The 21,996-nt window shown below is 37.5% G+C and carries 18 protein-coding genes and 1 tRNA gene; 5 read left to right on the top strand and 14 right to left on the bottom strand.

Translation table 11 applies throughout. The annotated features are described in order from the left end of the window. Positions 1 to 115 precede the first annotated feature (115 nt). From WBW42_RS09385 to efp, 7 genes are all read right to left on the bottom strand, one after another. The gene (locus WBW42_RS09385) at positions 116 to 442 is read right to left on the bottom strand and encodes a hypothetical protein (protein ID WP_119030538.1); all 327 of its coding nucleotides are present in this window, start codon (positions 440 to 442) and stop codon (positions 116 to 118) included. 172 nt (positions 443 to 614) lie between these two features. After that, a complete protein-coding gene (locus WBW42_RS09380; protein WP_284105567.1) occupies positions 615 to 1,364 on the bottom strand; it encodes a hypothetical protein in 750 nt (249 codons plus the stop codon). Between the two features lie 623 nt (positions 1,365 to 1,987). Next, positions 1,988 to 3,190, bottom strand: a complete 1,203-nt coding sequence (locus WBW42_RS09375) for a tyrosine-type recombinase/integrase (protein ID WP_119030542.1) — start codon at positions 3,188 to 3,190, stop codon at positions 1,988 to 1,990. Between the two features lie 184 nt (positions 3,191 to 3,374). After that, positions 3,375 to 3,451, bottom strand: a tRNA-Val gene (locus tag WBW42_RS09370). A gap of 167 nt (positions 3,452 to 3,618) precedes the next feature. After that, a complete protein-coding gene (locus WBW42_RS09365; RefSeq protein ID WP_000980869.1) occupies positions 3,619 to 3,924 on the bottom strand; it encodes a YbdD/YjiX family protein in 306 nt (101 codons plus the stop codon). After that, positions 3,924 to 6,020, bottom strand: a complete 2,097-nt coding sequence (locus WBW42_RS09360) for a carbon starvation CstA family protein (protein ID WP_017399304.1) — start codon at positions 6,018 to 6,020, stop codon at positions 3,924 to 3,926. The genes WBW42_RS09365 and WBW42_RS09360 overlap by 1 nt, the downstream gene beginning before the upstream one ends. Positions 6,021 to 6,184: 164 nt before the next feature. Next, the gene (gene efp, locus WBW42_RS09355; protein ID WP_002118666.1) at positions 6,185 to 6,754 is read right to left on the bottom strand and encodes an elongation factor P; all 570 of its coding nucleotides are present in this window, start codon (positions 6,752 to 6,754) and stop codon (positions 6,185 to 6,187) included. A gap of 73 nt (positions 6,755 to 6,827) precedes the next feature. Here efp and epmB point away from each other — a divergent pair, with 73 nt between their 5' ends. From epmB to WBW42_RS09340, 3 genes are read left to right on the top strand one after another with little or no spacing between them, the layout of a single operon-like run. After that, a complete protein-coding gene (gene epmB, locus WBW42_RS09350) occupies positions 6,828 to 7,844 on the top strand; it encodes an EF-P beta-lysylation protein EpmB (RefSeq protein ID WP_032055300.1) in 1,017 nt (338 codons plus the stop codon). A gap of 15 nt (positions 7,845 to 7,859) precedes the next feature. After that, positions 7,860 to 9,605, top strand: coding sequence for a cyclic-di-GMP receptor FimW-related protein (locus WBW42_RS09345; RefSeq protein WP_032055299.1), 1,746 nt, complete (start codon positions 7,860 to 7,862; stop codon positions 9,603 to 9,605). Beyond that, on the top strand, positions 9,602 to 11,713 hold the full coding sequence (locus tag WBW42_RS09340) for an EAL domain-containing protein (RefSeq protein ID WP_080776968.1): 2,112 nt from the start codon (positions 9,602 to 9,604) through the stop codon (positions 11,711 to 11,713). The genes WBW42_RS09345 and WBW42_RS09340 overlap by 4 nt, the downstream gene beginning before the upstream one ends. A gap of 62 nt (positions 11,714 to 11,775) precedes the next feature. On the opposite strand, the gene rpmE is transcribed toward WBW42_RS09340, so the two are convergent. The 4 genes from rpmE to WBW42_RS09320 form a co-directional block, all read right to left on the bottom strand. Continuing rightward, positions 11,776 to 12,000 carry a 50S ribosomal protein L31 gene (gene rpmE, locus WBW42_RS09335; protein ID WP_001200845.1) on the bottom strand — a complete coding sequence of 75 codons (225 nt, stop codon included), beginning with the start codon at positions 11,998 to 12,000 and terminating at the stop codon, positions 11,776 to 11,778. A gap of 197 nt (positions 12,001 to 12,197) precedes the next feature. Next, complete coding sequence (locus WBW42_RS09330) at positions 12,198 to 13,169, bottom strand: bile acid:sodium symporter family protein (protein WP_014207306.1); 972 nt, start codon at positions 13,167 to 13,169, stop codon at positions 12,198 to 12,200. A 133-nt stretch (positions 13,170 to 13,302) separates the two neighbouring features. Further along, positions 13,303 to 13,704: a lactoylglutathione lyase gene (gene gloA / locus WBW42_RS09325; RefSeq protein ID WP_005067992.1), complete on the bottom strand. Its 402-nt coding sequence runs from the start codon at positions 13,702 to 13,704 to the stop codon at positions 13,303 to 13,305. A 22-nt stretch (positions 13,705 to 13,726) separates the two neighbouring features. Then, positions 13,727 to 15,901 (bottom strand): AmpG family muropeptide MFS transporter, encoded by a 2,175-nt coding sequence (locus WBW42_RS09320; RefSeq protein ID WP_032055292.1) that lies wholly within the window; start codon positions 15,899 to 15,901, stop codon positions 13,727 to 13,729. A gap of 165 nt (positions 15,902 to 16,066) precedes the next feature. Between WBW42_RS09320 and WBW42_RS09315 the strand changes: the two genes are divergently transcribed. After that, on the top strand, positions 16,067 to 18,685 hold the full coding sequence (locus WBW42_RS09315; RefSeq protein WP_005067989.1) for a Lon protease family protein: 2,619 nt from the start codon (positions 16,067 to 16,069) through the stop codon (positions 18,683 to 18,685). 51 nt (positions 18,686 to 18,736) lie between these two features. Here WBW42_RS09315 and WBW42_RS09310 read toward each other — a convergent pair whose 3' ends face one another. The 3 genes from WBW42_RS09310 to surE form a co-directional block, all read right to left on the bottom strand. Then, complete coding sequence (locus tag WBW42_RS09310) at positions 18,737 to 19,666, bottom strand: LysR family transcriptional regulator (protein WP_002118686.1); 930 nt, start codon at positions 19,664 to 19,666, stop codon at positions 18,737 to 18,739. Between the two features lie 102 nt (positions 19,667 to 19,768). Continuing rightward, positions 19,769 to 20,596, bottom strand: coding sequence for a peptidoglycan DD-metalloendopeptidase family protein (locus tag WBW42_RS09305; protein WP_284105566.1), 828 nt, complete (start codon positions 20,594 to 20,596; stop codon positions 19,769 to 19,771). A 111-nt stretch (positions 20,597 to 20,707) separates the two neighbouring features. Continuing rightward, a complete protein-coding gene (gene surE / locus WBW42_RS09300) occupies positions 20,708 to 21,478 on the bottom strand; it encodes a 5'/3'-nucleotidase SurE (protein ID WP_032055287.1) in 771 nt (256 codons plus the stop codon). A gap of 101 nt (positions 21,479 to 21,579) precedes the next feature. Between surE and WBW42_RS09295 the strand changes: the two genes are divergently transcribed. Further along, positions 21,580 to 21,951 carry an MCR_0457 family protein gene (locus tag WBW42_RS09295; protein WP_005073292.1) on the top strand — a complete coding sequence of 124 codons (372 nt, stop codon included), beginning with the start codon at positions 21,580 to 21,582 and terminating at the stop codon, positions 21,949 to 21,951. Positions 21,952 to 21,996 lie beyond the last annotated feature (45 nt).

Raw genomic sequence — 21,996 nt, 5'->3', positions numbered from 1 at the left:
TTCTTCTTGGTCTACGTGCCATAAAATACTCCATATATTGATGTTTATAACATCATTTGGGGAGCAAAATATCACTTATAAGTGTTGTTCAAATTTCCTGATCCACCTCTAAAGATCATACTTCTTCATAGTTAGCGACTTCTTTTTCAATGCCATGTAAGCTAATTTTATCTACAATCTCTTTAGTACAAGTATTAATTAACTCCTCAATCTTGCTAATCTCATCTACTTCCGAAATTCTAATTTCACGTGTTATCAATCCATGTACTAAACTTGATAAGTTTGAGTAGTACCCAAGGCTTGTATATTTTATCTTGCCTACATTACAAACATCAGGTGATCTCGTAGCTGGCTTTTTACTACCAATAATTCTTTTCTCTTGTAAAATAAAGTTGTACTCATCAGTTACCACACGATATTTCTTATTTAAATCTAATTCCATTTTTACCTCTACTGTTTATTTTACCCATAAAAATAGCCATAGTTCTTACCTGTCTGGTAGGTAACTATAGCTTCATTCAAAATCGCTCTATAACATGCTTAAATCATGCTTAGAATTAAAGTTTGGTTGTCATTTCCAAGACTTTATTTTCAATTAATTAAAAACTCATGTTTTAACTCCTTTTTTCTCTAGTGATATTAAAGCTATTACCCTTTTGAAATCGTTCTGGTAGTAAAAGCTTCTGTTCTGTTTTACACAAATAAGATGCCCTAATTATTGCATCCTCAAATTCGTTTTTTAAATCGTGCCAATAATAATCAATAAACTCAGTCTCAATTTTGACCTTGCTATTACTGTCTCGTAACTTAAGAAATCCTAGTGACACTACTCGATAATTTTTGGTACATACACAATCTTCATATAGAACCTCCTCTAAACCAGAGATTCTTGAGATCGCTTTATTAACACAAATTTTTATCTCATTACGTCCATAATCATTATGACCAATATCTACTATTATCATGATATGGATATGATGATATATACGCTCACTATTCCCCTCTTCATGCAAATACCTTTCGTATTCACTAACTTTGATGATTTTTGATTCAATACTATAAAGTAACTCGACTTTAGGAATTTTCCTTCTCTGATAATATTTAACTTTATCAGTCGGCATCCATTCCTTTTTATGTTCTTTATTTCTTAACTTTATTTCACTAATAAATTTTTCTTTAAATGATTGAATAAATTTATTTGGAAATGCATCAATATCTACAATTTCCGATACAAAATGAAGCATCCGAGGATTTATCATTGTATCTTTAGCCCTTGATAAAACTTTAATCATTGAATCTAAATTATCTTTATTCATTTCTTTATTAAGAATTATGAAGTTTTTATATTCTGTACTACCTACCATATCCCTCCTTTGTATGTTTAGTTTCTAGTCAGCATTTAACCAACCCTGTTCTCAACACTAAAAAGGCAATAGCTATCGCATAGATTTATTCTTTAAAAGAATATCTAGGATATGATAGTAATAATGAATATAGCTACAGAAGAAGATGCGGTAAGTTTTGTGCACTTATTGCTGAGTAAATTTCAATTAGATATATTGCGATTATTAGTGTTGGTTTAAATAATCAATTATGTTTTTTATTAAAAAAACGTCTGCCAAATCAGACAGGCGGCGAACTATACACAAGTTAAAAAAACTTGTCAACAGTTTTATGAAAAATATTTCTCTACTGTCTTTAATACATTTCCTAATTTAAAAGATTTCAAACACTTAACTATATAAGATATAAATTAATAAAACATACATTCCAAGCAACCCAACTAACAATTTAAAATCAATTACTTAACCGCAATTATTACATATTAATTAATCTCACGTCCCATCTTCATCTTCCGTGTAACACACTAATTACAATTAAGGATTTATCCATTCATAGGTTAAGCACAACAATAGAGGGGCTAAATAAATTTAATGTTATTTTTTAAAATATCTGGATGATTCTGTTCCTTCCTTAATAAACAAAATCAAGTTAGGAGATATCTATCTAACTCATCAGCATACCATTGCATCACTTCTTTCCTCTCCTCGAAATGTGCAGCTTTATCATAAACACCTTTTACCCCTTTTTTCATATGAGCTAAACATGTCTCAATAACCTGCTCTTTATCACTAAATCTATTGTTTAGTGCAGTACTAGCAATATGCCTAAAGCCATGAGGGTTTTGTCTTCCTTTATATCCCATCCTATTTAATGCCATATTAAAAGTATTATCAGAAATTGGTTTTGTTAGACTCCCACGACTTGGAAATAATAAATTAGATTCTGTTTTATAGAGTTGTAACTCTTTTAGTAAAAGGATGGCTTGTTTAGGCAAAGGTACAGCATGAGCTATTCCATTTTTCATAATCTCAGCAGGTTTCGTCCATACTGCTTTTTCAAGGTCAAATTGATCCCAAGTAGCAGAACGCAGCTCAACTGGTCTAGGAAACAGTAAGATAAAAAGCTCTAGCCCTATTGCTAAATTTCTTTTTGGATAACTACGGATTGATCTTATTAAAGTTGGGAGTTCATCTAACTCAACAAACTTCATATTGCCACCAACATTTTTATCAAGATGCTTAGCCATACCTTCTAAGGGGTTAGAATTAACTCGTCCTTGAAACTTTGCCCAATCATACGTATTACGACAGTAAGAAGTTAATTTATCGACTTGAGTATGAATATTTAAATTTCTTTGCAATCCTTGGAAAAAGGTAAACCACTCAACAGGTGAAATGCTTGTAAAATCCCGATCACCAAAAGCAGGAATAATATGTCGCTCAATAGATTTTTTTGCCTTATCAAAGGTAGCAGCTCCCCAATTATTTTTTTTTGTATTTAACCACTCATTAATCAAAATACTAAATTTTTGATTTGCTACTTTTTGCTGCTTCGATTTTAAAGTCGATTTTGTCTCTATACTTTCACCAAGTGCTATTTTTGCTAATTGTTCACTTGCTTTACGTCTTGCTAACGCTCCACCAACTTCGGGATAAGCACCTAAGCCCATCCAAGACCATTGACCATTTTCTTTCTTATAGCGTAATTGCCAAGATTTCCTACCTGTCTTTTTAACTACAAAATAAAGCGCGCCATTATCAGGTTCTCTATAATCCTTTTCCTCTGGTTCTAAATTCAACAATGTAGTGTCAGATAAGGGGCGCTTTTTTATTGCGTTTCTTTTCATAAATAAGATATGTCTTGTATCACGAGTTAGATTTATAGGTATGATACAACACGTGATACAGAATAAGCTTTAATATATAGATTTATATAAAGGCATATAAAGTAATAAAAAAACCCCAAATCATTGAAATTTGAGGTTTTTCGATTCATATAAAGTTATGTAACAGGATATGAATTTAAAATCTTGGTAGGTATATCCAGACTCGAACTGGAGACCTCTACGATGTCAACGTAGCGCTCTAACCAACTGAGCTATACACCTAGAATGGAAAGCATAATATTCATTTTTCAAAAGCAAAACAAGTGATTTACCATCGAAAAAAATACAAATGAGCAGACTTTAAGCAAACTCTTTTTCATTTTCCAAAAAAGAAAAACGGTACATGGTTTAACCACATACCGTTTCTTTAGCTGACTATTAAACTCAACTTAACAAGGACATTTCTTTAAATTACCGCCTGCCGATGGATATCTCGAATCAACACAATGACGGTAGAAAGTCGTCGCATCCATTGGGGTTAAATCAGGATGATGAGCTTTCATGTGCTCCAGATAAGTTTGGTAGTCTGGAACCCCAACCATCAGTCGAAAGCTTTGCTGCAAACGCTGCCACAAGGTTGCAATGCGCGACCAGTTCTTTGGAGAAAGTAATAGCTCTTTTTGCGAGAGCACTGTCATTTTGATGATTTTCGCAATAATGACAGTTCCATTTTTTGCAAATTTAAAATTCATCATTACTCTCCTCGTGGGGTGACCACTTTCGGATCAGCATATACAGCTGGTGCTTCATGCGCAGTTGGTGTCGGGCTTGCTAACGCACGGCGCACAATACCAATCGCAGCAATTACCATCACAATCGCAACGATCATGAAGAAACCACAAAGTGCAGCGTTGATTTGATTTGACATCACAATCGTCTGCATTTCTTCAAGTGTTTTTGCTGGTTTAAGAATTTCACCACGTGCAATCGCATCTGAAAATCTATTCGCTTGTGCTAAGAAACCAATCTTTGGATTTTCGTGGAAAATCTTTTGCCAGCCCGCAGTCATACAGGTAATGAACAAGAAAATTGTTGGGAAAATCGTTACCCATACATATTTTTCTTTTTTCATTTTAAACAGAATGACTGTACCCAAAATGAGTGCCATTGAAGCCAACATCTGGTTACCCACACCAAATAAAGGCCAGAGTGAATTGACACCACCTAACGGATCAATCACACCTTGATAGACGAAGAAGCCCCATCCACCTACCGCAACAGCAGTACCTAGCAAATTACCAAAGAATGAGCTTGAAGATTTAACCGCAGGAATAACAATACCCACAGTGTCTTGCACCATGAAACGACAAGCACGAGTACCCGCATCGACAGCAGTTAAAATGAATAATGCTTCGAATAAAATCGCAAAGTGGTACCAGAATGCCATCATTGAACGGCTATTAAAAATTTCAGAAATGATATGTGCCATACCAATCGCAAAGGTAGGTGCACCACCTGTACGTGAAAGAATCGAGCTTTCACCTACTTCTTGAGCCAACACCGTTAGCATTTCAGGCGTAACAACAAATCCTAGATTCCGCACAGCTTCTGCCGCAGATTCTACAGTTGTACCGAGTACAGCCGCAGGCGCATTAATTGCAAAGTACACACCCGGGTCTAAGACAGTTGCACAGATCATCGCCATAATACCGACGAAAGATTCCATGAGCATGCCGCCGTAGCCAATCACACGAATGTCAGCTTCGTTATCAACGAGTTTTGGTGTTGTACCACTTGATACAAGCGCATGGAAACCAGAAATGGCACCACAGGCAATAGTAATAAATAGGAATGGAAATAAGCTACCTGAGAATACAGGGCCAGTACCGTCAATAAAATGTGTCACGGCCGGCATTTTCAATTCAGGTAATGCAATCACAATACCAACGGCCAAGCCAAGAATGACACCAATTTTAAGGAATGTTGATAGATAATCACGTGGTGCTAACAATAACCAGACTGGTAAAACTGATGCGATAAATCCATAAATGATTAAGCACCATGTAAGCTGTGTTCCTGTTAAGGTGAAAAATTCACCCCAGTAAGGATCTGCTGCAACCTGTCCACCATAAACAATGGCAAGCATCATTAAAACGAAGCCGATAATAGAAACTTCAGCAATACGTCCCGGGCGAATAAAACGCATGTAAACGCCCATAAACAATGCAATTGGAATCGTCGCTGCAATACTGAAAACACCCCATGGACTATGGGCAAGTGCTTTCACCACAACTAATGCCAGTACAGCAAGGATAATAATCATTACCCCAAGCGCACCAAGCATGACCACAATACCGGCAAAAGAACCGAGTTCTTGTTTTGCCATTTCACCAAGTGAGCGACCGTCTCGACGTGTTGAAATAAATAAAACTAAAAAGTCTTGTACCGCACCCGCCAAAACCACACCGACCAATAACCAGATCGTTCCTGGTAAAAAGCCCATTTGTGCAGCCAAAATTGGTCCGACTAATGGCCCCGCTCCTGCAATTGCAGCAAAGTGGTGACCGAAAAGCACGTATTTATTGGTGGGAACATAATCCAGACCATCGGCCAAGCGATGTGCTGGGGTTAAACGTCTTGGGTTTAATTCAAATACTTTAGTTGCAATAAATAGACTATAAAATCGATATGCGATGCTATATACACATGCTGCAGCCAGTACAAGCCAAACCGCATTGACATGTTCACCACGACTGAGTGCCAGCATCCCAAAAGAAATTGCACCTATTATTGCCACTAGGCTCCAGACCAGCTTGGAGGGAAGCGTAGATTTCGCTTGCATTGTGTCCATTCTTAACCTCTCAATAAATAACTACAGCATTTTTATATTGTTATGTACTGTTTCTCTTAATCCCTGTGACTCTACTCCTCCTTTTTCTTTTTTCCTCTTATACTTTCGCATAAAAAAAGGGATGATTTACATCATCCCTTCGATAATAGTGTATTTTTTAACTATTATGCACGCTCTAAATAATCGCCAGTACGAGTATCTACACGAACGCTTTCTTCTTGCTGAACAAATAACGGAACACGAACAACCGCACCTGTTTCAAGCTTAGCTGGTTTACCGCCACCGCCAGATGTATCACCACGTACGCCCGGATCAGTTTCAACAATTTTCAATACAACGAAGTTCGGTGGGCTTACTGTTAAAGGTACGCCGTTGAACAACATAATTGTACATTTTTCATTTGAATCGTCTTTTAACCATTTAGCAGCATCGCCCATTGCAATTTTGTCTGCCGCGATTTGCTCAAAAGATACAGGATCCATGAAGTTCCACATTTCACCATCGTTGTATAGGTATTCCATTTCAACTTCAACGATGTCAGCTGCTTCTAAAGAGTCACCTGATTTGAAAGTTTTTTCTAATACTTTACCGGTTTTAAGGTTACGTAATTTTACACGGTTGAACGCTTGACCTTTACCTGGTTTTACATATTCGTTTTCCATGATTGAACATGGGTTACCATCAAGCATAACCTTAAGGCCTGCTTTGAAATCATTTGTAGAATAATAGGCCATGAAAGGCACACTCCAAACTTAACAAGTCAACTATGCGATATAATGCGTTGTTGCATTATCTTAATCGTGTCAAATGATAAACTATTTATACCAAGAGCAAAACTGGCAATCTCAACTGAGTGACCTTATTACTGATCCTTCGGAATTGCTAAGCCTACTCGAGTTATCCTCAGAACAGCTATTATCGGGTGCGATTCTGGCTTCTGAAAAGTTTAAATTGCGTGTTCCTCGTGCGTTCGTCGGAAAAATGAACGCTAAAAACCCGCTTGACCCGCTTTTGCTACAAGTATTACCTCATCATCTAGAACTCGAAGAACATCCTGAGTTTGTTACTGACCCATTAGGCGAAGAAGCAGCAAATCAGTTACCGGGTGTATTGCATAAATATAAATCACGTTTTTTATTAACCTTGACTGGTGCCTGTGCCGTACATTGCCGTTATTGCTTCCGTCGCCATTTCCCCTATCAAGAAAATTTGCCAAAAAATGAAGATTGGCTAAATATTAAAAACTATATTGAAGCAAACCCGAACATTAACGAGATCATTTTAAGTGGTGGTGACCCGCTTACGCTTTCTAACCGTAAATTAGCACTTTGGTTAGAACGCCTATCATCTCTCAAACAAATCGAGATTCTGAGAATTCACTCACGAGTCCCAATTGTTATTCCAAACCGGATCGACGAAGAGCTAATTTCTTTATTAAAAAACAGTAGGCTGCGTATAGTTCTGGTGGTACACTCAAACCATGCTTCTGAACTCGATGACTTTACTTGTTCAAAATTGTTGCAGTTATCCGACCATCACATTACTGTACTAAATCAGGCAGTATTGCTGAAAGGTGTCAATGACTCTGCACAGACGTTAATTGATTTAAGTTATCGTTTATTTGAAGCTCGCGTTATGCCTTATTACTTACATGTTTTAGATAAAGTAAAAGGTGCACAACATTTTGATTTAGAATCATCCAAGATAGATGATATCTATCGTGACGTGTTAGCGAACCTACCGGGGTATTTGGTTCCTAAACTCGTCAGGGAAATTGCGGGCGAAAAGAATAAAACACCGCTTTTTGGGGCTACAACTTTTTGAGTTATATAATAAGTGATGATGAATAATGCGCTGTCGGACATTTTTCACAATCAAACCGAACTCTCTCGTGAACGGTTAAGCTTTTGTGAAGCCAATATTAAAGATCTTAATGAATGGGTCACTACCCTTTCTATTATGCAACTCGGTGATACGTCAAAAGCATTATTCACAGCTATTTTAGAGCTCAATGAATTAAAATGTAGTGAAACCTTACGTTTCGACCTCATACAAACGCTTCATCCGACCATTAACAATGTACTCGCCAGCCTAGAGAAAAACTTCTTTAACCAAGGCGTGATTAGTACAGATCGTAATGAGCACATTATTGAGTTAGCGATGTTGCTCCGCTGCTATTTCGCCAGTATTTATTTAAATATTGCGCAAAATAGTCATGAGCAACTACAGCATCAAAAGTTTTCACTCTTTGCCTATAAGCAAAAAAAGAATTTGCAAACGGCGCGTATCTTATCGACTTTTCATGCCCTGCAACAATTAACCAATCTCCTCTATCAGCAGCATATGCTTTATAGCGAGCCCCTTAAAGGTCAATGGTTAATAGCGCATCAGCTGTATGAAACCGCGGTTCAATACAAATACCATCTCATCAATATCAATCATATTCAGGGCATACAACACCCTTTAGCGAATATTACACAAGCTTATGCTCAGTTGATTTTGCTGGATATTTTAAATACCAACCAGATTCGTCAGTCAGAAATTCAGGCATTATTTCAATGTAGTTTTGACTGGGCAAGAATGATTCATATTTTGCCGAAAGATACCGCATTAACGAAATATGTGGTTGACCCAAATAAGGACCATCCACCTGTTTATAATACAAAGCGTAGCTCTAACTTTAACCCAAGCATCTTCATAGGTACGCAAGCTTTACTTGAGCATGTCACTGCAACCATGCATAAAAATGCTCAATATATTTCTAAAAATGAAAAGTTTTATTTAAGCCCAGCTTTAAAATTTCATGTTCAAACGATTTTAGGAACCACGGCTCAACGTCGCCATGAACGTTATGAATACAATGCAGAGCTTCAAATTTGTTTTGGTTTAAGCACTGCCCATTTCTATCTATCAAAAGCAAAAAACTTTGAAGAAACGCTACAGCTTAACCATAACTATAACTTACAAAGCGAATCTAAAGTTTTATCCAACTTAGAGAAAAAAGAACAACAAACCAGCTCTTATCAACGCTTAAGTCGTGAAAGCAAAACCATTTATCAAACAACCGTTCTCGATATTAGTGTTAATGGATATCGTATTAAATGGTCTGGCGAAGCACCAAAGAACTTAAGAACTGGTGAGTACATTTTAGTTAAAGAAACTTTGCATGGACAATGGCGTGGCGGTGTAATTCGCTGGATTAAACAATCGACCGAAAAATCCCTAGAGTTAGGTTTAGAGATTTTGTCGCAAGCCATGTTCCCTTGTTCAGTGCATATTCAAGCTGAGCGTCATACTCGCAATTATCATCCCGCACTATTACTACAAACACAAAATCTAGAAGAAATACAAAATACGCTTATTTTACCGGGCTCTCAAATTTTTAGAGAGCAACAAACAATTCATTTACGATTGGGGACAGAAGAAATCAAAGTGTATCTACTCAAAGCACAACTCATTACGCAAAGTTTTATTCAATTTCATTTCGAGCTTTTGAATGAGCAGCAACAAGATCTGCTTGATCAGTTCATGATGAAAAAGGGTAATAACTCTAGCACTCAAGATTTATGGGAAGCACTAAAGTGAGAAACTCTTTATTATCTAAAAAGTTAAAACGTACTGAAACACGTTTACTCATTATTGATGACAACCAGCTACGTTATAACCAGATTTTAAATTTATTATTGGGGAATGATTATCAAGTTCAGGCATTATTACTTGATGATTTAAAAAGTTTTGAAAAACAGTTAAATACGCCGTGGGATGCTATTATTTTTGGTCGTGCTTATGACCTAAAAATTGAACAAACTCTCTCCCTCATTCAAGCATCTGAACAGCCAAATTTACCTGTTTTATTATTACAACCTGAAGATTATCAGCCTCAGCAATATCAGGCGTATATTCAAAAAGGCATTTATGATGTAGTTCCCTTAGAACCATTAGATTATTTTTATATCACCCTTCTTCGGACCTTGTCGTATAGCCACTTATTACAAACCGAACAACGCCTGACCAATGAGTTAGAAACAATTCACTCCCATACACAAACATTGGTCAATAACAGCCATAAAGCAGTTGCCCTTTTTCAAGAAGGGATGCATGTTAAGGCAAATACAGAATACCTCAACCTTTTTGGTTTTAAGCAAGAAGACGAGATTATTGGCCTACCGATTTTAGATGTTTTACAACCTGATGATTTAAATGTTTTTAAACAAAGATTTAAGAAAATTTCATTAGGCCAATTTGATCAGGCACGTTTTGAAATTCAAAGCCAACATGCAGCAATTTCAGGTAATAACGCGCTAAAACTAGAGTTTATTCCTAGTCAGGAAGAAGATGCCGTACAGTTGACCATTGACTACCAACTGGATTTAGCAACACCAGCAAATACAGTTTTTGCCGAAAAGAGTTATGGGGTACAAACAGCTTGGCAACAAATTAATCGACATCTATCGACCTATCCTGCTCAAGCCAATGCGTTAATTTTATTTAAATTAAATCAGTGCCCAGAGCGAGTATTTCAACAAGATTGGCAAACTCCTGCACAATATTTCAATCAGCTGCACAGTTTCTTAAAAGAACACGCGCAAATGCCGATTTTTAATATTGAACTTGGCGCATATGTTGGCGTTTTACAAGCTGAAAACAGCACAGTCCTTAACTCCCAACTGACTAGTCTGCAAAGTTTGCAAAAAGAGCATTTATTAAAGATCGATGAGCTTAACTACTCGATCCAATTTAAGCTGAGCTATGCCCCAATTACTGAACCTTTAAATGAAGATAGCTTTACAAGCTTACTGGCCCAAACAAGTCAGCAAGAGTTACCTAAGGCGCAGGCAGAAATTGAGCTGGCACCAACCATCGATATTATCTCTCCTGAGCCTGTTAAACCTTCTATATCGCTTGATCTAAGCCTTGAGCAAGTCGATGCTCCTTTGCAATCTTCGTTATTGCAGCAATTAAAGCAACAGTTAGCACGAAGTAAAATTCATTTAAAATATCAGCAGATCTACGATAAACACGATCAAGAAACCCATAACTATGAGGTGACTAGCGGTTTTATTAGCGATGAACAATGGTATGACATAAATGACTTGGCTGAATTAAAAGAAGACAGTGAACTTTCTATTCAATTAGATCGCTGGATTTTGGTTGAGGCATGTAAGCAACTACATAACTTTATTACTCAGTACCCTAAAGCTAAACTGATTATTAACCTGAATATTGATATCTTGCTCAAAGACAAAACATTCCCTGAGTTAATTTCAAAACTACTCACCATTATTGGTAGTAAGCTTGAAAGTCCACTGGTTTTACAATTTTCAGAACAAGCAATTCAGCCTCATCTTGCAATTGCTCAGCAACACATAGCTCGCCTGCGTCAACACGGCGCAGAAATTTCGATTCGGGATTTCAGCTCTTCTATGTATAGCGAATCAATATTGCAACAACTAGACGTTCAATATTTAAAACTGCAATCGAAGAAAACTGAGCTATTAAACTCAGATGATGGTTTAGCACGCTTACAAGAAAAGGTTTTGAACTATTTGACAGTAAAACCTGTAGGGATTTTACTGAGTGATCTAGATGATATGAACTTATTTGCTAACGCATGGAATGTGGAAACGCGTTTCTTGCAAGGCCGCTATTTCCAGAAAAAACTTGATCGATTAACAGACGTACAAGACCAATAATGGTCTTGTACTGAAAAACAAAAAACGGGCATAAAGCCCGTTTTTTGTTTCGTATTGCAGTATTAACGCTTGATAGAGCGAGACATACCAGCAAAACGTTGTTTGAATTTGTCGATACGACCACCAGTGTCTACATTCTTTTGCTTACCAGTGTAGAATGGGTGGCAAGCTGAACATACGTCAAGGTAGATAGTTTCTTTACCTAAAGCAGAACGAGTTTCGATTACGTTACCGCAAGAACAAGTTGCAACTAATTTTTCATATTTTGGGTGAATATCGGCGCGCATCGTCGATTACTCCTAATTGGAAGAAAGGCTTAAGCTGTCATCGCAATTGATCACTCTCAACTTAAGTTGAGGACAGGCTCAAAATGAGCAGATCAACACCACAACAGACCATTCTTTTGGCCCACCGAAACCTCTAGGGTTAGAGCTAAGCACAACAAGTGGGCAACATTATACGTCAAATAATTTTCTTTTGCGAATTAATCTTGGGATTTAGCCAAGTAATTTGCGATCACCCCACACACCATTAACTGTATTTGGTGAAAAATCATAATAGGTAACACGATCATGCCTAAAGGTTGGCCAATAAATAAGATTTGCGCCATCGGAACACCACTCGCCAAGGTCTTTTTGGAGCCACAAAAGAAAACTGTAATTTGATCTGCTCGGTTAAAACCTAAAGCACGCGGTAGGTAAAGTGCTAATAGCATAATAATTGTTAAAAGTACTGAACACGCAATTGTTAGAATGAGTAAAGTTTTCCAACTTACTTGATGCCAAAGACCTGCAACTACGGCTCCACTAAATGCGCCATACACCACCATCAAAATCGAGCCTTGATCGAATGCTTTAACAATACTCGGAACTTTTGCCATATAAGGGAAAATATAAGGACGTAATAATTGACCTAAAATAAATGGCACTAACAGTAATAATGTAATTTGTATAATTGAAGTCGTCGGGTCAAATCCATGTTGGCTTTGGCCTAAAATAAAAAAGCTCACCAAGACTGGTGTAATAAACATACCAATCAAGTTTGAAAAAGATGCACTGCATACCGCTCCCGCCACGTTCCCTTTTGCAACCGACGTAAATGCAATAGAGGATTGAACTGTAGAGGGTAAAAAGCACATAAATAAAAAACCCCAGTAGAGCTGTTGACCTAACAGAGGTAATAAAATTGGCTTAGCCAACAGACCAATCACAGGGAAAATAAAGAAAGTAAATGCGAAGACCAGTAAATGCATTTTCCAATGCAAAATACCTTCAATTACAGCCTCACGTGATAGTTTCGCGCCATGCAAAAAGAATAAGATTGCAATCGCGACTGTGGTCAGTGTATTGAAATATTGAGCTGCTTGACCACTGACTGGAAAAAATGTTGCTAGTAGTACCATTCCAACTAACAAAACTGTAAATCGATCAAGAGCCAATAACTTCAGCATAGCCATATCCTATGATTATTCTAGATAAATAAAAAACCCAGTTGATAAATTGACCATTTGGTCAAGCGTTCATCATACTGGGCTAAAAAAATAAAGCTAGGCTTTTAAGAACTAATTCTTAAAGCATCACAGTCAATTTTTAGTTATTTGTCGCATTAGCATCTTGTTGAATCAATTCGACTTTATAGCCGTCTGGATCTTCAACAAATGCGATAACGGTAACACCACCTTTCATTGGCCCTGCTTCGCGTACAACTTTGCCACCACGTGCTTTAATTTCTTCACACGCTTTATAGGCATCGTCAACACCAATAGCAATGTGGCCATAGGCATTGCCTAAATCATAACTTGATGTATCCCAGTTATGGGTAAGCTCAAGCACGGTATTGGTTTCTTCATCGCCATAGCCAACAAATGCTAGTGTAAAGCGCCCTTCTTCATAATCACGCTTACGAAGTAACTTCATCCCTAATACTTCGGTATAGAACTTTAAAGATTGTTCTAAATTGCCTACTCGCAACATTGTATGAAGCATTCGCATATATTTATCTCCTAGGAAACTTTCATTTTGATGATTGATTAGCCAACAACTTACCCACCCAAATCACGAGTAATAAAATTGGTAATCCCATCAAAAATGTAGCCGTAAAAAAGCCTGAATAACCGATATGATTCACTATTGTACCTGAGTAACCACCAATCGTTTTTGGTAACAACAGCATTAGCGAGCTAAAAATAGCATATTGCATGGCGGTAAATGACACACTAGTTAAACTAGAAAGAAATGCAATAAAAACTGCCCCAGCTAATCCGGAGGCTAAGTTATCAAATATGATGCCCATTACTAACCAAACTTTGCTATAAGGAACAACTACTTTTCCTTTCAATTCGATATCCATATTTTTATCAATCGGAATCGCTGGAATATCGGATAAATTCATACGATAACGAGGTTGATTCTCTTCTAGCTGCTTTTGATAAGAATGGTTTAAAGTTAAAGTATGTATTTGCTTATTGGCTTCATAATTTGCTTCTACTTGTATTGAATTAAGTTTAGCAAGATCATTTCCAGGAATAATAACATTCCAATCACTACCTTTAATCTTACCTTCTATTTTATTTTGTGAATTCAATAAAATACTAACGGATTTTAGCTCACCATTTTTAGGTAGATTCAATAAACTACCATGAAGAATTACATCTTTTTTCAGCTCATCTTTATATAAAAGATTATCTCCACCAATTGCTTGAACATAAATATCTGGTTGTGATTCTGAGTTAAATACTTTTAATGGAAGGTTTATCTTTAAAGGTTCAGCATAGCCTACAGGCTGAGAATTAATTGAGACTTCATTCTGAGCTGACGTCAATGTATTACTCGGGAATTTTAGTGACCAATTTCCCACTTCATCAGGGCTTGTTGTATAAGTGTGATCCCCTATATGAACTTGAACATTTTGCATAGTAGCGCCAGATTTAACTAATCCAACAAAAATCAAGTTGGTAGTGCTTGCTAAAATTGCTCCTAACAACATCATTTTCATTACATTATAGCGTTGCGCTAACATTCCTCCGAGAAAACCACCCAATATGACAAAGAAGATCGCAAAGAACTTATTAAACCAAGCAATTTCCTCTTTATCAAAATTCAAGTCTAAATAGAATAAATTAGCCATTACACCAGCAACGACATCTGAAATACGATAAAAACCTATTAGCAATAAAATTGCTAAAGCAACTTTTAATCCATATCGCTTAAAAAAATCTAGTAAAGGTGACAACCATGTTTCTACAACAATTTTCTTATTAATTAGACCAAACTTAATTAACCCAAAAATTACAATCACCGCAATTGATATACTAATTAAAAATTTAATAACTAAAAGTAGAAAGTTTAAAAAAGCATCTTCGATAGAAAACGAATCAAAAATTAAACCAATTTGGTAAAAGCTAATCCCAAAAACGATGGTTGAAATAACAAAAACTGAGAATAACTGAAAATAGTCTTTAGCTTGATAGTGATGTTGAATACGTTTAACTTCAGGCTCATGAATAAATAATGTTGTAATTATTCCTATACCCATGAGGCCTGCCATTAATAAATATGTAGTTCGCCAAGCTTCATATATATAATTACCAACAGCTGTACCCAGTGAAGCTGCAAATAATAACGCACCTAATTGTGTAATGATTGTAGCAGTACGATATCCAGCATTATACGTTGAAGCTAAAACAGTTTGCACATTAGGATCTTCAGTCAATTCAATACGATAAGCATCAACAATAATATCTTGAGTAGCTGAAGAGAAGCCAAGGAAAATAGCAGCTGCTGCCATAATAGTCAGATTTGAAAATGAGCCAAAATCAGAAGTATTCGGTAAGGGATTTGTAAATGCCATTAAACAAATTGCACAGATAACCAAAATTTGTGCAACTAATAGCCAACTACGTCTTAACCCCATTTTTCTTGTTAAATAAGGAAGTGGTAATTTATCTATCAAAGGTGCCCAAATAAACTTGAACGAATAAGCCAAAGCTGCCCAAGAGAACATGGTGATAGTACTTCTGTTAATTCCAGCTTCAGTCAACCAAAATGATAAAGTTGAAAAAATTAGAAATATGGGAATTCCTGATGAAAAGCCTAAAAACAACATAATAATTGCTCGGCGATCCAAGAAGGCCGTAAAGGAACTTTTCCACCCTTTTGATTCAGCACTCATTCGTTTTTTATTTTCCATAAATTATAAATGTGCCTATTCAAACCCTTCTTACAATTGCTTTCAAGATTCTTTATGCAATCAATTTTGTTTTGGCGATAAAAACGGCAAGTTTGCTTGATATTTTATGCTAAACCTGTATACCTTTAAGCTTCAACCTTCGTTTTCTTTTGCTGGATATCAACAGTGACACAAAAACTTGATCAAGTGACCATCTCAACTTTATCACTCGCTAAAACAAACACCACAAACGTCACAATAAATGCATTTCCTTCAGCTTTTGAGCAACCTGATATAAAAATGACTTTGGATAAAACAGCCTTAAAACCCGAACAACTAACACATATTCCAGATTTTGAAAAAATTCCAGCTTCTACAAAACGTATAAAACCGCTTAATAACTTTTTAGGGCAAGACCGTGCCAAAGCATCGGTAGAAGCGGGTATTTCTTTACCCTACTCTGGCTATAACATTTTTGCAGTAGGAACAGCAGGCTTGGGTAAACGCACCATGATTAAGCGTTTACTCCAACAACATGCGAAAACAATGCCTACCCCAGATGACTGGGTATATGTCTATAATTTTAAGCAGGCACGCCAACCACTTGCTTTACGCTTCCCTGCTGGACAAGGAACCAAGTTTCAACATGCCCTTCATCAAACTTGGCAAATTATTTTAAAACAGCTTGAACGCCGTTTTAGTGCGGAGACCTATCATAACCGTATTGAGCGTATCCGTGAGGAAACTGGAGATGAGCAGCAACAAGCGCTTGTCGAGTTAACCAAAGAAGGTGAAGAACTCGACTTAAAACTCATCTCCCGTAATGAAAAGCATGGCTTTGTACCTGTACAAGTAAAAGATGATCAAGTGCAAGAACTGACTCAAACAGAAATTGATGCTCTAAATACTAAGCAACGTGCTGAAATTGCAGCGAATGTTCGCTACATGGATAAAAAGCTCGAGCGTCTTGGTTTGCATTTAGGTGATTTAGAAGATGACGCACGTGACAAAGTCTCTGTGTTGAATCGAGACATCGCGACTCAAGTGGTTAAGCCACGCATGGATTTGATTTTAAATAAATATGGTCAAGTCAAAGGCCTTGAAGATTATTTAAAACAATATGCTCAAGATGTAATTGATAATGTTGAACTCATTTTAGAGCAAGAAGAAGATGACTTTGCTCCGGCAATGTTCAATCGTGTGCCTGCACGTTATCAGGCCAATGTAATTGTCTCAAACAAACCAAACAGTGGCGCACCGGTTATTTTTGAAGATTTCCCAACGCACTACAACTTGCTTGGTCATGTTGAACAACTTACTCACAACGGCACAATTACCACAGATTTTACTCTCATTCGTCCAGGTGCTCTACATCAAGCGAATGGTGGCTTTTTAATGCTTGAGGCCGAGCAATTACTCGAACAGCCTTATGCATGGCAAGGTTTAAAGCGTGCCTTGAAATCAGGTCAACTCAAGCTTTCTTCTCTTGAACATATGCTGACGTTAACAGGCTCTATCTCGATTGAACCTGCTGCTGTTCCACTTGATATTAAAGTGGTTCTTATGGCAGAACCTGAAATTTATTATGAAATTTTAGAAGTAGAACCAGAGCTTGGCAGTGTCTTTAAAATTCGTGCAGATTTTACCGATACTCTGCAACGTAATGACGAAAATGAGCAAGCCTACATGCAGCTAATTGCTGATTATGTACAAGCGGATAAATTACTTCCGTTTGATCGCAGTGCTTTAGCAGCATTACTTACCGACTCAAGTCGTCAGGCAGAAGATCAAAGCTCGCTGTCATTACATGCTTCAACTTTGGGCGACCTCATTCGCGAAGCACATCACCATGCTTTTAAAGCCAATGAAAAGCTTGTAACTGACCAGCACATTAACTTGGCACTACAACACAGACAGTATCGCTTAGGCTATTTAAGAGAGCTTTACTGGCAAGATTTGTCACGTGGAACTCAGTTAATCGAAACTTCAGGTCATCGTTTAGGTCAAATCAATGCCCTCTCTGTTATTCACTATGCAGATGTTGAGTTTGGTTTACCTTCACGTTTGACTGCATCAGTTTATCAAGGCGGCGGCGATATTCTTGATATTGAGCGTAGTGTAGAACTTGGCGGTTCACTGCATGCCAAAGGCGTATTGCTCATGTCTAGCTTCTTGAAAGCTCATTTTGGTCGTGAACAGATTTTACATTTCTCTGCTGCTCTAGCCTTTGAACAAAGTTATGGACAAGTGGACGGCGACAGTGCAACAGTTGCCGAGCTTTCTGCATTAATTTCTGCAATTAGCCAAATACCAATTGATCAATCATGGGCAATTACGGGTTCTATGAACCAGTTAGGCCAAGTTCAACCAATTGGTGGTGTAAATGCAAAAATTGAAGGCTTCTATGATGCATGTAAATTACAAGGTTTAACTGGTAAACAAGGTGTCATTATTCCACGTCAAAACATGCAGCACTTGATGTTACGCCAAGATGTAATTGATGCGGTACAAAGTGGTCAATTCCATATTCATGCGATTGATACTATTGATCAAGCGCTTGAGATTTTAATGGCCCGCCCTGTCGGTACACTCGACAAAAAAGGTAAGTACAGTAAACACTCTATTTATGCTGCTGTAATGGAGCAACTCGAATATTGGCAAGCCATTGAAGATGGCGCAGAAATTGAAGAGGAGCCAAAGAAGAAAAAGAAAAATAAGAAAAAAATTAAGAAGCATGAAGAGCTTACGGCGGAAGACCTACCACAAGAAAGCGTAGAAGAAGTCGCAACCTTAAAACAGAAGTAATAAAAAAGGGCCTGTCAAATACAGGCCCTTTTTACTTTTAGAGTGGCAAAATTAACGAACGATTTGGATCGCTCGTCCTCCTGCTAACTGACTAAAATATTGTTTAAGTGCTTCAACACAGCGCTGAATTTTCATTGGCTGTTGGTCATGCTTGGCAACTTCTGCATACAAAGTAAAAGTTGGTAATTTCCAATCTGGCATGAGTTCAATTAAAGAACCATTTTTTAACTCTTTTTGAGCATCTAAATATAAAATTCTTGCAATACCATGTCCTTGCTGACATAACGCTTTTGCAACTTGTAAATTATTGCTTTGCAAACGGCTTTGCATTTCAACATTAAGTGTTTCACCCGTTTTTACATGTTGAAAATGGAAATGGTGCGCGTCATTCATGACATTAATTGATAATAACTCATGATCTCTTAAATCATTAGGATGCACAATTGGACTAGATTGATTCAGATAACTTGGAGAAGCTACCAAAATCTGATCGACAAAAGCCATCGGAATGACAGAGCTGCTTTCTTCTACCGGCGTAGAACTCATGCGCACTGCAATATCAATTCGCTCTTCAATTAAGTCGATATAACGATGCCCAACTTCAAAATGCACAGATAAACCGCGATGAGCTGACATCCAGTGAGATAACGCAGGAATGAGGTGCTGAACTGCTAAATCAGGAGTAGTTGCGATACGCAAATCCCCAATTAAGTCATCCCTCAACTCATTAATTCTGATTTTCCCCCTTTCAGCAGCCGCCAACATTTCTTGACAGCTTGAAAAAAAAGCCTGTCCGGCTTCTGTCAAACTGAGTTTACGCGTGGAGCGATGTAATAGAATTACATCCATTTCATGCTCAAGGGATCGAATCTGCTGGCTCACCGCACTTGTTGTAATTCCTAATTCACGTGCCGCACCACTAAATGAACTTTTTTCAACCACACAAGCAAAAACACCCATCGCACGAAGCTGATCTAACATAGGTTTCCTCAAATCTAATTCTAAATTTATAAAAAAATGCTTATTGTTGTAATGAAAGCAACCAATTATATTATACGAGGAAACCTAAGTTTTATGCATTAGCTATTTTGGTAAAAGATTTATAGGATTAATTGGTTTTCCATCCAAACGGATCTGGAACTCAAGCATGACCTGAGAAGCCCCAGTAGAGCCCATCTCGGCAATTTTTTGTCCAGCAGTTACATTGTCACCGCTTTTCACCAACATCTTGCTATTGTGGGCATAGGCACTGATATAGCCGTCAATATGCTTAATTAAAACCAGATTGCCGTATTCTTTTAAGCCATCAGCTGCGTAGACAACTTGACCATCTGCTGCGGCATAAATAGGGTCCCCCTGATTTCCACCATAACGGATTCCTTTGACATTATTTGCCAAATTAAACCCTTGAATCACTGGTCCATTATTCGGTTTTATCCAGCGTAAACTAGAATTTGGTGCAACCGAGGTCACTGTCGTATTCGTTGATGGTGCGGTCGATGTAGGCTGAGTTACTGGTGTAACAGGTTGTGTGGTTGGTAGAGCAATAGTTTGACGTTTGATTTGCTCAGGTTGTGCTATGACTTGCGTAGATACTGTTCTTGGTGAAGAACCTTTCTTCAAACGCAAAGACTGATTAACATAAATACGATATGGCGGAGCAATATCATTCATTTCGGCAATACTAATATAGTCGAGACCATAACGCATTGCGATACCACTTAAAGTATCACCTGAACGAACTGTGTAATAGTTAGGAGCCATTGCATAGCGAGAACTATTATTAATTTGTGGTTTAGAAGCACACCCTGCCATAGCAACGGTAAAACCTACAGCCACAGACAACAACATAATTTTCATTATTTTGTCTTTTTGGATATGCACTCTGCTTTGTTGCCCAATTAAATGCATTGATCTCCCTCACTAAATGCTACAAATCATTTCGGCTAAGAGTACCAAAAAAGTAAGAGGAAACACGTTCCTCTTTTTCTTTATTCACAAAGTTATAACATTCGAGGCAAATTATTGACTCAAACTGATCTGTAAATCTTCTAAAACAGCGTAATTTGTTGCATCCATTTGAATAGGGGTAACACTTACATAACCGTTTGCAACGGCAAAGAAATCAGATTGAATCTGGCTAGAAACACGTTGCGGATCTGTAACCGCCTCACCTGCTAGTCCAATCCAGTAAACTTGACGGCCTCGTGGATCGACATGACTGGTAATAGGCTTAGATTGAGCACGGCGACCTTGATATGTAATCTGCGCCCCTTTTAACTGCGGTACGTCAGGAATATTGATATTAAAGATATGTCGCGGAGGCAAAGCTGGTAATCCGCTTGCAATAAAATCATGTACCCACTGAGCAGCCTGAGCATAATCTTCTTTATTGTTATAGGCACGCACATCAGGACCTGCTAAAGACACAGCGATTGCAGGTTGTTTCATTAAACGACCTTCAAATGCGGCCCCTACCGTTCCCGAATATAAAACATCATCACCTAAGTTCGCGCCACTATTGATTCCGCTCACGACCAAGTCAAACTCAAAATCAAACAATCCATTCATGGATAAATAAACACAATCTGCTGGTGTACCATTCACTGCCCAAACATCTTCGGCAATTTGAATGGGGCGTAATGGTCGATCCAATGTTAATGCACTTGAGAAACCACTTCTTTCACTTTCTGGCGCAACCACAACCACGCGTCCAAGTGGTCTTAATGCTTCAGCTAAAGCCTGTATACCTGGCGCAAAAACACCGTCATCATTCGCAATTAAAATATTCACTAAAATCTTTCTCTACAAATAAACCTAAAGGTTTTCACAATTGAATTATTTGTTGAATTATATATATTTATGCCTCCATAGCATTATAAAATTGTGAAAAAATGAAAACTTTCGCTCCTTTTTTTCAGGTATTGGGGATCAGTATCACATTGTGTACGCAAGCGGTTTTTGCAGATGAGGATATCTCAACACAAGAGGCTGATAGCTTAATTAAAGATGACATTGCCGCAACGCAAGTTTTGCAGGAAATCTGCCCAGCTTTTGTTGGAACAAATAAAAAACTTGAGTCAAACGCTCAAAAAATTATTGCGATGTATTTAAGTGGTTATTCAAATAAATCAATGACCTTAGCGACTCTACAAAACGATGCTGAATTTAAAACTTTACTAAATGAAGCACGTCTTGCGGCAAAACAAATGGACCATCACGAGCAACATGAGCTCTGTGAAGAGATCGTTAATTATAAAGAATAGATCTTACTCTTTTTTGATCTAGAGACTTATTCATTTTGGGTTTTC

This window comes from Acinetobacter sp. LT1 (assembly GCF_059800965.1).
The sequence above is the reverse complement of the archived record's forward strand: the minus strand, read 5'-3'. Positions and strand labels throughout refer to the sequence as shown.